This window comes from Mesorhizobium sp. M0048, from assembly GCF_040323405.1.
Taxonomy (GTDB): Bacteria; Pseudomonadota; Alphaproteobacteria; order Rhizobiales; family Rhizobiaceae; genus Mesorhizobium.
Window position 1 is genome coordinate 26,904 of the sequence record NZ_JAMYUV010000027.1, and the last position, 11,131, is coordinate 38,034.

The following is an 11,131-nucleotide window of genomic DNA, read 5'->3' on the forward strand; positions in this document are numbered from 1 at the left end:
TTCAGCTGGACTTTACCTGGCTGACCAGCGCCGTGGCGCGCAATCCGGCTTCGGACGCAACTTCGCACATAGCTACCGGACCGGGCGCGTAGCCGGCGGTGAAACTGTCGGACGCCACAAGTAGCGCCAGCGCCCCACCGGCCGCTCCCACCTCGCCGACGGTCATCGCCGGATAGGCAATCGGCAAGATCTCACGCCGTGTACGATAGAAGCGAGATCTTGCTATATTTGCTTCCCACCCGCTATAGCGCTCCCCATTGCCATTGCTGACGACAAAGACGATGTCAGTTTCTTGCGGACCACTGTCGGTCCCATTCAAGGCACCCTGAAGCGCACCAAGCAGCGCCTTGCCCTGGCTGTATCGCTCCGTCAGAACACTATCGGCTTCCTGAGCAAAGCCGGCGCCATGGATGGCGGCGAGACACGATGACTTCGAATCTGGTCTCGATTGCAAGCAAACAAAGGCTGCCGCCTCTCCGGGAACAAGCCCTTGAGAATTGTCAGAGCCCTTCAGCCGTCCCGCCTCGGCGAGCCGAGCGATATCCTTGTCGTTGACCAGACTGTCGACGCCGCCGAGCAAGACGCGCTCGACGCCCGGATGGGCAAGTATCTCCGGCATTTTCTGAAGCACGCCAATGCTTGCGGCGGCGCCGCCATCGAGCGCCCGCGATGCCTCATGGAATGGTCCGCCGCATGAGCGCACGACGGCATTCAGGAAGCCAGAAGGGTATTCTTCTTCGAAGGCCGCATGGTTCCTGAACTGCTCCGGTAGCACCAGGATCAGCACGGTCGTTCGCGGATCCGCCGCCGTCGATGCGAGCGCGTCCATGATGGCGCGCGCCGCCATGTTGACCAGCCAGTCCCAATCGGTGGTTTTCAGTGACCAGTGAGTGGGAATGCGCGAGACGATCTGCGATGCACCCATAGGCTCGGCCAGCAGGTACTCTTCATAGGCGGAGAGCCCGGCGCGGATCGCGGCGAGCGTTTGCCGCCGGTTCAGGCCGGCGGGCGTCACCGCGCCACCGCCGACGATATACAATGGCCGATTCATGGGAGCCACGCCGGGCGTTCGCTAATGGTTCCGTCAGTCCCGCGCAGCGCAAAATAGTCCTTACCCTTTCGTTTCGCCGCAATCAGCGCCGGCGTGACGTGCCCGAAGACAAGTTCGCGCAGCGCAGGCCGGTTGCGCCGCGTCGTCATAGCCACCCGCGCCTTCATCGTGACCCTAAATATGTCGGGCTCGATGATGATCGTATCCACTTTGAAAACTTGGTCTTCGACGCGGTCATCGAAGATCAGGCGGATGGGCGCGACCACGCTTGGGAGCTTAAATTTCCACCGGCCGCCGGGAGTGAGTCCTATCAGAGTGACCTGATCGCCGCCGTTGAGATCGGGAAGTTGCTGGTCCGCCGGCGCCGCGAGATTGTAGCGCGGATCGCAATCCTTCGGTGGCAAGGGCCACTGGGAGTCGATCCAGGCCTGATCATAGGTCCCTGCCAACGGCAGGCGCGGCTGCCACCCGCGCCCGAGCGCCCCGAAACCGGCCGGCCGCGGCTTGTCCGAGGGACTCATGAATGGCTCGGCCGGGTAGGTTATGTTTGGCGCCTGCGTCTTGACTGCTGGATCAGCCGAGCGGGCAAGGGCGAAACCCACTCCCAGCGGATTGTGAGGATGGGTCTTCAGATCGGCGGTGGTGCCGCCGTAGGCGCGTTCATAGACGATAGGCATCCGTGTGAATGGATGTGGCGCGCTATAGCTGCCGGCATCGTACATGCGGTCGCCGACGATACTGAGTACCTTTTGCAATGGCCCGAACTTCAGTCCGGCTTGCATTTCTCGAACCGGCTTCCCGTTCGGCGCGTATGCGGTGCCGTTGACGATAACGTCCACGCCGGGCTTGCGCATAGCGATGTCAGCCTCGTAGCGCGTCGATGAAAGAGCAGGATCGCCGAAAAAGACGTCGCTGAGCGTCACCGGCAATTGTTCCTGGGCCGGTTCCAGGGCTGTCGTTTCCTCCGCGCCTTGGAAGCTCGCCGAAAAAATGCCCAGGAAAACCTCCTGACCTTCCGCATCAGGCAGTGTGTAAGACCCTACAGCGAAAGGGGTACGATTCTCCAACCAGACCGCAAAGCTCATCGGTCAGCACCAGGTTCTGTTCTCATCCATGCCGATCGGCCAGTACGGCATACAGGCGATCAGGCGCACCAATTCCTTCTTCCTAGCGTCGATCAACCATTGCAGAAGCAGGGTTTCGGGATAGATGACCTCTCCAGAGCTCTTGTTGGCGTCGCAGCAATCGAGCCAGTAATTGCGTACAATCCACACCACGTGGCCATGCGCGGCAGCGCCGGCGGCGCGCTTGTTGAACGCCTTGCGGATAGCCTCGTCGCGGTTCAATCCTTGCTGTTGTTGTGCTTTGACCGTGTCTGCCCACCAGGGCGCCGCGATCTCGTAGGCCATTTGGATGTCTTCCAAGTACCCGTCGAAAAGATCCTGATGCCGCCCCGAACTCTGGGCGAGCTTGCGCGCCGCGATTTTCGCATCCCGGGGCTCGATGTAGCCGGGCTGGCGCAGCAGGCGGCGAATGCCGCGGTCGGTTTCAAAATAGGTGATAAGCGCCATCAGGTGATCTCTTCGTCCTGGTCAAGCCCGATCGGCACAAAAACGAAGCCGTTGACCACTTCGGTCAGATCGGGGGCCTTGCTGGGGATGTCGTCGATCAGCAAGTCTATATGGCCGACATAGCGGGGGCTGTCGCCGAGGTCGTCGACACCCCACTTTTCCTCAAGCGACTTCTCGGCTTCCTCCACGAATTCGTGCTCGTTCTTTCGGTTCAGATTCTCCACCTCGAAATAGTGCGTGCGAAAGATATGCAGAAAGCGCGGGTGCCCGGAAATTCCAGTCGGCCAGATTAGTGAGATGGCATCAAAGCTTTCGACTGCAACGATGCCGCTCCACCAAGCATTGATTTCGGGCAGGAGCGCGCGCAGTTCGGCGATGTAGCGCTGCTGGATATCGTCGTAGCTCTTGGCGATCGCGATCATGGCGCACCTAGCTTTGTCGCATAGGCTTCCGCCTGGCTTCCCTGACTGCGAAAATGCGCTTCGCAGTGCGGCTTGACCCTGCTTGCCCGTTCGAAATACTTCTTGAAATCCGCAAGTTTCATATTGCATCCGCCAAGCGCCCAGGCCACGCACAGCGGCGGCTGATGGTCATGGGTCATATGGCCTTTACCGCGCGCCATATCCTTCCCATGGACAGGATCCTCGTATCGTACAATCGCCCCACCGCTCGGTCGCGTCGTGCGCCAGTGAGCGCGCTTTACCCGCGCGTCGTCCCGCTTGCATTCCCAGCATGGTTTGTTGCGGACCGCCTTCTTCTGGGCCGGGGAAGGATCCTTATCTGGTCTGTGGACCTTCGCGTCGTAAGGCTTGCTCGGACAGGGGCCGGGTGTGATACCCTTGCGTCTCAGCAGCGCCTTGAAGGTATTGATCGCTGTCTGGTCGATGCAATTGGGTATATCGCTTGCCGTATTCTGAGCCATCATGTCGCCGTGGCGATCGACCCCCTTGCCCTCCGCCTTGACCGTGAACGACCACAATTTGAAAACGCCCTTGCCTTTGATCTTGTGGGTGATGACGCCTGCACCGAGACCTTGGGTCGCCGGCTCGTTGCCGGTGCTGGTCGAAATCTCCGAAGAATTCTCGATCGCCGTCGGCTCGCCGTCGATTTTGACGCTTTTGGTACCCTTCGACAGGTCGGAAGAGGACAGCATATTGACATAGGGCACCGGAACCGGGCCCGCCGGCGGCGACGGCGGCGACAGACAGACATCGCCCGGCGCGATCCCCTTGCCATTGCTGCCCTTGTGGAAGAAGCCCATGTTCTCGGCGAAGACGGTAATGGCCATAATCAGCTTTCCTCGGCCGGCAGAGGCACGGTACGCATAACCGGCAGGGCGTTGTCGGCCAGATCATGAATGTCTTTGAAATGGCATTCGTGCACGTTCCAGCCGTCGCACCAGAAGACGATCTTGGGCTCCGCGTGGTTGGCCGGCGTCGGCTGAACCGCGTTGATCCGCTCGGCAACCATGGCACTCGTCCAGTAGTGCGCCACCGCGTCACCTGCGATCTCGGACACAGCATCGAACCATTCGTCTTCCATGCGGGGCGGGCGTCCGACGGCGGCGACTACGAATGGATATCTGCGCCCGACGCGATCCTCGCTCATCCGCCACGCGCCTGCGCAAGGCTGATCGCAGAAGATGCCAGCCGGCACCGTGAAGCGCCAGACATGCGGGTCAAGTTCGCCCTCGTCTGGTCGCGCTAGCAACTCCATCGACATCCAGCGGTCCCAGCGGTCGATGAAGGTCCGCGGCAAGTTCCACGCGACAAAGTCGCCCGTCGTCGGGATCTTGCCGAAAAATCCAGTGCTCATATCTGCGGCGGACATGAAAATTTCTTGAACATCTGCAGGTTATAGGGATTTTCGACGCTGGCGGCCTTGAGTTGGAAATCGGCGTACGTGCCGTTCGTCCCCAGGCGCAGGCTGTAGACATCCGACAGCGCGGTGCCGGTGAAGCGACCGCTGCGCAACATTCTCAGCCACGCCCAGCTGCCGGTCTCGTTGAGCAAGATTTCGGGCGAGCCATCGATCGGCTGGAAGGCAAGCGAGATGACCCCTGTGCCGTCCTTGCCGGGCCATGTCATCGGCTGCGGCCTCGTTGCATTGTTATAGTAGACGAGGTTCTGGCCGTCGAGGTTGAGCGTCACGCGCGCAACATTGGGCGACAGGTCCTTCGGTTCGAGCGTGAAACTCATCAGCGGCCCTGTACCCCCCGGAAAGAGATCATCGCGGATCCGCCTTGCCTGTTCGAACGCGGCCAGCGCCGACGGGTCGAGGCCGAAATCGGCGCGCCATTTCCATGGCTGCGCCGATGTGTCGACATAACTGATCAGATGGTCGTTGATGAAGGTGTCGATCAGCCCTGCCGGTCCGAACAGACGGGCGAAGTCGCGGACATTGACGTCCACGGCGCTGTCAGGGCTGAAGGGATAGCGATTGTTGAGTGCTGCCTGGCAGAACGGCAGGATGTCGGCTCGCCAGATCGCGTTGAGCTCCGAGGTGACCGCCTTCTGCGTCAGCCCGCTGGTATCGCCGGCAATGCCGCCCAACCAATCGTCGATCGGGTCGGGCAGGATCTGCGCCTGCCTGGCAACCGCTCCAGTCAGTTCTGCCAGGCCGCCCTGCTTCTTGATGGCGTCCTGGGGATCGGGATTGGCCGTTACCGTCTGCAGCACGTTGGACAATGCGGTCAACGCGACAATGGCGGCGTCGAGCGCCGGCGGCTGGCCCTCGACCTCGGCGATGGCACCCTTGAGCGGCTTGAAATGCTCGGCCACCAGACTGCCGGTAAGATCCACTTCGTCGGCGGAGCCCGCACGCGGCAAAAGCTTTGCTCCGGTTTTTACGATCTTGCCAAGCTTGCCGAGCTTGCCCAGAAGTTTTGAGCCGCCTGCCGCCGCAGCCTTGTCGATTGCCGGCGCTTCATCGGAACGCGTAAGCTCAGTCTCCTGGACCACCGCGGTGACCAGGCGCTTCAGCGCGGAATCGGCGCTCGATAGATCCTTGAGATTCTCGCTGGCGACGTTGAGGTCGGTCAATGGCGCCAGCCTCATATCGCGCAGGAAGCTGTCCCATTGCGCGATGTAGTCATCGTAATAGAGCTTCAGAATATCCTCGGACAGCGCCGAGACCGAGGTTTCGGAATTTTCCGAGCAGCCGCCAGCAAACACCGCCCGGTCGAGTGCTGCCTGGGCGGCGACATCCTCGACCCGGTCGAGAATGGCGTCATGGAAGCCGGCATAGGTGAACGCTCCCGAAATGCCGACCCGAAGCGTCTTGTCGGAACGCCGCGCAAAGACTTTGGCGCCGTTTGGGCCGGCGAAGTTTGCAGGGATCCATTCCTTGAGCGCAGTCACCGCCGGGTCGGCCAGCAACTGCTTGTAGGCACGCGCCGGCAAGGAAATCGTACAGACGGTTTTCAGTGCCTCGGCAACCAGGGCCTGGTCCGGGGCGATATAGCTGGCGTCGACCGCCATGCGACGGATCGCGGCAAGCTGGTGCTCTTCCGCATCAGCTGTCGGAAAGGGGGCCGCGGCCGCGAATTCGGGCAGTCTGTTTACCCACCAGTTCTGGACGAAATCCGGATTCATCTGGGAGAGGCCGGTCATCATGCGATAGGTCTTCAGCGCGCCAAGCATGAAGTCCGGATCGCGGATCTGCCGCCACATCGTCGCCTCGAGCAGCGCCACCATGTGCGGCTCAAGAATATTGCGCAAAGCGTGATCGTATGTGTCGGTCTGTGCTCGCACCAGCTCCGCCGAGGCCGATGGTCCGAGCAGATCCTGCGCGGCGCCAGGCGGTGGGGTGCGGGCATTGGCGACCTCATCCATGGCGCCGAGAGCGCCGTCGATGGCAGGCTGTTCGACCGATGCCGGGTTTGCCGCGGCCGAGGTCAGTGGCGTCTGCAGCGCCTGGAACTGGCTTGCCTGGGCCGTGATCGCCTTGCGGTTGTCGTAATAGGACCAGGTGAACAGCCCGCTGACCAGCAGGGCGGCTGCGGCACATGCTGCAGCCGCGCCACGCCAGATCCAGACGCGGCGGCGTTGCGCCAGCGGATCGAACGTGCCGAGGCCGGCTTCCTTGAAGATGACTTCTGTAAGCAGGTTCTTCAGGAAGAAGCTGCGTTTTTCGATACGCGGCGCGGCCAACGCCCGGCGCGGCGGAAGGCCAAAGGAGGCAGACAGCGCCGCGGTCAGCCGATCGATGGGCGCCCCTTCCTGGGTCGCCGATGTCAGATAAAGGCCACGCAGCCAGGCGGCCTCCTCATACCGGCTTTCCCCGAACATCGCCTCGACCAGTACCTGGATCGGCTCGGACAGGCTGGCGAGTTGGGCGGGAAACCTGAAGATTTCGGCGCGGCCAGCAAGCTTGTCCTCATCCTCCAGCCGGGGCACCAGCCGCCGCTCGAGCTCGCTTGCTAACGTCGCGATTTCCCGCGAGATCGTCTTTGCATCGACATGCGCATCGAGGGCGAACGTCGTCCCCCAGACCTGCTCGCGCGCAGCCGTCGACAAACCGCCGAAGAAAGCCTCGAACCCCTTGATCAGGTCGGCTTTGGTCAGCATCAGATAGACCGGAAGGCGGATTTCGAGGCGATCGTTGAGCTCGGCCAGCCGACGCCGGATCTTGCGGCCATGCGCCTTGATGGCGTCGTCGCCCTCCGAGAGCACATCGATCGAAAGCGCTACGATCACACCGTTGAGCGCGCGACGGCCCCTGTGCTTCTTCAAAAGGTCGAGGAAGCCCAGCCACTCTACCGCGTCGACGTCGGGTTGGCTCTCCTGTTGGACATAGCGGCCCGCAGTGTCGATCAGAACGGCGCTCTCCGAAAAGAACCAGTCGCAATTGCGCGTGCCGCCGACCCCTTCCAGGTCGTCCGTCAGGTCGATCGGAAAATTCAGCCCCGACTGCCGCAAGGCTGTGGTCTTGCCGGTGGCCGGCGGGCCGACGATCACGTACCAGGGCATCTCGCGCAGGAACTTGCGACCGCCCAGTTTGCGACGCTTCAACTCGGCCATGACCTCGGCGAACTTGGCTCCGACGGCAGCGACATTCTCTTCGCCGGGGCTGAGTGGCTTCTCCACTGCCGGCGCGGCGATTTCGGCAACGAACATCCGGTTGGCGCGGATCGCCCGACGCTGCGCAGCGATCAGCCAGATCAGCCAGAAGATGACGAGCAACGCGATGATGACGATGCGCACATTGTCGGAGGCGAAAGGGTCGTAGGGTCCGACCCTGACGATCGGACCGAATACCCAGATCACAAAGGAAAGCAGCGTGATGCCAATCAGTGTCCACAGCCAGCGCGATGTCAGGACCGCCCAGAGGAAGCGCAGGATGAACATCTCACAGCCTCTTTTCGACCAGCACCTCAACGCGCCGGTTCAGGGCCCGGCCCTCGCGCGTGCCGTCGTCTGCCACTGGATCCGTGGCTGCCCGGCCCTCGGAATGGACGCGTTCCGGTGGCACTCCGTTTTGTACCAGCATGTCGGCAATGGTCTGGGCGCGAGCCTCTGACAGCCTTTGGTTGGTCGACAGCGGATTGGTTCTTTGCAGAGGAACGCCGTCCGTATGTCCGACCACAGTGATGTTGCCGATCAGATCACGATTGGCGAGGATCACCTTGGCGATCGAGCCGATCAGCGGCTCGAATCCCTCGGTCAGTGTTGGCCGCGACGACTGGAACAGTTCGGGGCTGGAGGCCTGGATGACCAGCTTGGCCAGCGAAACGCTCTCCGTGCCGCTGAGAGCCGATCTGAGATTGCCCGGCGCCCCGGCCTCAAATTCGGGCAGCAGTGCAAAATCCACAGTCTCCGGCGGCGGGACATCGACCGTTGGCGACACGCGGCTGATGTCGCCACGTGTCGGCGGCGGCAGGGCGCGGACCAGCGCTGAAAGCTCAACCGCCTGGCTGCTGAGTCCCATCGAGAGCCCGACATAAGTCGCGGTGGCGATAACCGTTGCGGCCAGGGCCATCACCCAGATCGGAACGATGAAGCGCTGCGGCTCGTCGGATGCGATGACGCCCTTCCAGTTTGGTGACAGCGGGGCATTCTCGGCGTCGGTATCGCGCAGGAAACGTGCCGCGGCCACACGAACGGCATTGAGCGAGCGATCGCCCGACCGGCCGGGCACGCGATACTTGCCGCGAAAACCGAGTGCCAGGCAGTCATACTGGAGTTCGAGCAATTCGCGATCTCGGTTTGGATGGCGTTCCAGTTCGTCGAGCCGTGTAAAGAACTGCGTGCCGGCGTCGACATCGCCCCGCAACATGACCACAAGCGGCTGACGCGGCCACGCGCTGGCCCCGCCCCAGGGCGTGTTCAGAGCCAGATCGTCGAGCAAGGCGGCCACCACCCAGGCTGCCTGATCGGCCCGTTCCATCGACGACCCCGCCGCCATGGCAGTGTCGCGTGCCCGAACCAGTTCTTCGAGCAGCCGAGTGCGTAACACTTCCGGATTTTCCGGTGCCAGCGCGCTTTCAAGCTCAGGCGCAAACTCGAGCAGGGGCGCGAAGGCGTTGACAAGGCCGTTCGGGTGCGTGCGCGAGCGTTTTACCGGCCCACCCGGCAAGGACGCCGCCATCGGCCGCGGCATCGGCGTACCGGTCAGCCTGATGCGAGTGCGTTCGCGATCCTCCGACAGTCCGAAAGGATCATCCCGGCTCATGGTTTCACCTGTTCACCGAATAGCAGTCCACCTGCGGTTCACTCGGCAGTACACCCGAAACGCCAATGACGAAGCCTGGGGCACCGAGCAGCGATGCCCAGTGCTCGCTTTTCTGGTCGAGCTCAAGGCACAGCCGATCGCCGTCGTAAGGAATTTCGCGGGGTTGCGAATGAAGCGGTTTCAGCGGGATGCCGGGCAGGCGGGACTTCCACAGGCCCTCGAACTCATCAGCCGAGCCCACAGTCGCCTGGTTGACGAATATCTTGCGTAGCGCGTCCTCCGACAGTTCCGAACCGACCCGGATGACGATCCGGCTGGCCACCAGCAGTTTCGGATTGTCGATGCGGATTTTCCAAACATTGGTCGAATGACGCATGACGGGCAGCGCGCGCGATTTCGGCTCGATGTAGCGCAGGCTCAGGATCAGTGAGCGCAATGCATCCGCCAGCGCCGAAAACGGTGGGCCGGGCGCCATGTGATCGTAAGCCGGCAGCTCGCCCAGTCGCCGCGCGCTCGAGCCGTAGGTCGCCATCGAACCGGCAAGCCCGGCCAGTTCCAGATAGAGTTCGGCCGGATGGAAAACATCCTGCGCCAGCATATGGGCCAGGCGCGGACGCGCCGCGTTGGCGAGGTTGAGCATCAACAGGTCTTCGACACTGCGCCCTGGCCCGCCCATGACCATCTTGCCATGCGCCTCGGCGATCTGGTCAAGGCCTGTGACGACCTCCAGAAGCAATTGCCGGTACCAGGCCACTGCACCAGTAACCAGGGCCGGTGGCAGGAATGTCTCGTCCAGCGAAACGCCGCCATCGGCGCGAACCCCCTTGATGTCGGCTATCGGCAGGGCGGTATAGCCGCCGACCGATTTGCCGGGTGCAAGCAACAGCGATTGCGGTCGGGCGATTTCGATTTCTTCGGGGTCTGAACCGCCCTGGACGGCATCGCGCACCGAAACGATCCGTCCATGATAGCGCGCACCGCTGGGTGGCGCATGCGCGGGATCGAAGCCAACGCCGCCGGCCGGCTCGAGCGGCAGGGCGACCAGCACTGGGCCGGCGCCTGTATCCGGGGTGACCGGCAGCGGACGCGGCGCGTCCATCTGATCCGGAATGTAGAAGGGGGTACCGTCAGGGAAAATGCCTCGTGCAGACAGGATCGAGATCTGGCCGGCATCGAGCAATGCCTTATCCAGGGTCAATTGCTGAAAGCCGAACGTGTGCAGCTGGCCGGCCTGCAACGCGCCGCGCACAGTCGCCTCGAAGAAACGGTCCTGCTGCTGGAAATGCTGGGTCCGCAGAAAAAGGCCCTCGGACCACAGCACCCTGTTTGCATCGCTCATCCGGCTACTCTCTGCATCGAGCTCCCCTTGCCTTGGCCGTCAGGCGGAAATGCCGCCGCTGCCGAGTGTGACATTGATCGCAAAGTTTGATCCGGGCGAAACCGATTTGGTCGTCCGCCAGTTTCGCCCGCCAGGCTCACGGATAAGTGCAACGAAGCCCAGGGCCGTTGCATCCGGTTCAACCGTAATGGTCTTGGTCGCGGTTTTTCCAGGCGCGACGGCAATCTGGTCGGATCCGATGAGATCACCTGCCAGTGCCGAGCCGGCATCCCCCTGCAAGGCAAAGTAGTCGGCGGAATTGAACTTACCGGTGCTGCGCAGCCGCATGGCCAGCACCGTCACTGGCCGGTCGCCGCCGCCTGGTCCAGGGTTCATGCCGGCCGTCCCTGTCAGCTTGACCGTGATGACCGACGGTTTTGGCGGCCCGGCGCTTTGACAGGCCGTAAGCAGCCCGGTCGCACCCAAGGCAACGATAAATTCGCGTCGATCGATCATGTG

General features: G+C 62.4%; 10 protein-coding genes. All 10 read right to left on the reverse strand.

All coding sequences use genetic code 11. The features are described from left to right. Position 1: 1 nt before the first annotated feature. Genes NKJ84_RS20925 through tssJ form a run of 10 tightly spaced genes read right to left on the reverse strand, consistent with a single transcriptional unit; the run spans position 2 to position 11,128 of the window. Positions 2-1,051: a hypothetical protein gene (locus tag NKJ84_RS20925; protein ID WP_352508028.1), complete on the reverse strand. Its 1,050-nt coding sequence runs from the start codon at positions 1,049-1,051 to the stop codon at positions 2-4. Then, entirely contained in the window at positions 1,048-2,136 is a 1,089-nt protein-coding gene (locus NKJ84_RS20930) for a DUF2169 family type VI secretion system accessory protein (RefSeq protein WP_352508029.1), read from the reverse strand. Before NKJ84_RS20930 ends, NKJ84_RS20925 begins: the two co-directional genes overlap by 4 nt. 3 nt (positions 2,137-2,139) lie before the next feature. Continuing rightward, positions 2,140-2,622 carry a hypothetical protein gene (locus tag NKJ84_RS20935; RefSeq protein WP_352479424.1) on the reverse strand — a complete coding sequence of 161 codons (483 nt, stop codon included), beginning with the start codon at positions 2,620-2,622 and terminating at the stop codon, positions 2,140-2,142. Continuing rightward, positions 2,622-3,044 (reverse strand): hypothetical protein, encoded by a 423-nt coding sequence (locus NKJ84_RS20940; RefSeq protein ID WP_352508030.1) that lies wholly within the window; start codon positions 3,042-3,044, stop codon positions 2,622-2,624. The genes NKJ84_RS20935 and NKJ84_RS20940 overlap by 1 nt, the downstream gene beginning before the upstream one ends. Next, complete coding sequence (locus NKJ84_RS20945; protein WP_352479422.1) at positions 3,041-3,910, reverse strand: DUF4150 domain-containing protein; 870 nt, start codon at positions 3,908-3,910, stop codon at positions 3,041-3,043. Before NKJ84_RS20945 ends, NKJ84_RS20940 begins: the two co-directional genes overlap by 4 nt. A 2-nt stretch (positions 3,911-3,912) precedes the next feature. Further along, on the reverse strand, positions 3,913-4,452 hold the full coding sequence (gene tagF, locus NKJ84_RS20950; RefSeq protein ID WP_352508031.1) for a type VI secretion system-associated protein TagF: 540 nt from the start codon (positions 4,450-4,452) through the stop codon (positions 3,913-3,915). Then, positions 4,434-7,970 (reverse strand): type VI secretion system membrane subunit TssM, encoded by a 3,537-nt coding sequence (gene tssM, locus NKJ84_RS20955; protein ID WP_352508032.1) that lies wholly within the window; start codon positions 7,968-7,970, stop codon positions 4,434-4,436. The genes tagF and tssM overlap by 19 nt, the downstream gene beginning before the upstream one ends. 1 nt (position 7,971) lies before the next feature. Beyond that, a complete protein-coding gene (gene icmH / locus NKJ84_RS20960) occupies positions 7,972-9,294 on the reverse strand; it encodes a type IVB secretion system protein IcmH/DotU (RefSeq protein ID WP_352508033.1) in 1,323 nt (440 codons plus the stop codon). A gap of 4 nt (positions 9,295-9,298) precedes the next feature. Further along, positions 9,299-10,633 carry a type VI secretion system baseplate subunit TssK gene (gene tssK, locus NKJ84_RS20965; RefSeq protein ID WP_352508034.1) on the reverse strand — a complete coding sequence of 445 codons (1,335 nt, stop codon included), beginning with the start codon at positions 10,631-10,633 and terminating at the stop codon, positions 9,299-9,301. 39 nt (positions 10,634-10,672) lie between these two features. Further along, positions 10,673-11,128: a type VI secretion system lipoprotein TssJ gene (tssJ, locus tag NKJ84_RS20970; protein ID WP_352508035.1), complete on the reverse strand. Its 456-nt coding sequence runs from the start codon at positions 11,126-11,128 to the stop codon at positions 10,673-10,675. Between the last annotated feature and the right edge of the window lie 3 nt (positions 11,129-11,131).

Bases quoted from the DNA above. Each gene is read 5' to 3' on its own strand.
- tssJ (WP_352508035.1), bottom strand. From the start codon at position 11,128: ATGATCGATCGACGCGAATTTATCGTTGCCTTGGGTGCGACCGGGCTG.
- icmH (WP_352508033.1), bottom strand. From the start codon at position 9,294: ATGAGCCGGGATGATCCTTTCGGACTGTCGGAGGATCGCGAACGCACT.
- NKJ84_RS20935 (WP_352479424.1), bottom strand. From the start codon at position 2,622: ATGGCGCTTATCACCTATTTTGAAACCGACCGCGGCATTCGCCGCCTG.
- NKJ84_RS20930 (WP_352508029.1), bottom strand. From the start codon at position 2,136: ATGAGCTTTGCGGTCTGGTTGGAGAATCGTACCCCTTTCGCTGTAGGG.
- tagF (WP_352508031.1), bottom strand. From the start codon at position 4,452: ATGTCCGCCGCAGATATGAGCACTGGATTTTTCGGCAAGATCCCGACG.
- NKJ84_RS20945 (WP_352479422.1), bottom strand. From the start codon at position 3,910: ATGGCCATTACCGTCTTCGCCGAGAACATGGGCTTCTTCCACAAGGGC.
- NKJ84_RS20925 (WP_352508028.1), bottom strand. From the start codon at position 1,051: ATGAATCGGCCATTGTATATCGTCGGCGGTGGCGCGGTGACGCCCGCC.
- tssM (WP_352508032.1), bottom strand. From the start codon at position 7,970: ATGTTCATCCTGCGCTTCCTCTGGGCGGTCCTGACATCGCGCTGGCTG.
- NKJ84_RS20940 (WP_352508030.1), bottom strand. From the start codon at position 3,044: ATGATCGCGATCGCCAAGAGCTACGACGATATCCAGCAGCGCTACATC.
- tssK (WP_352508034.1), bottom strand. From the start codon at position 10,633: ATGAGCGATGCAAACAGGGTGCTGTGGTCCGAGGGCCTTTTTCTGCGG.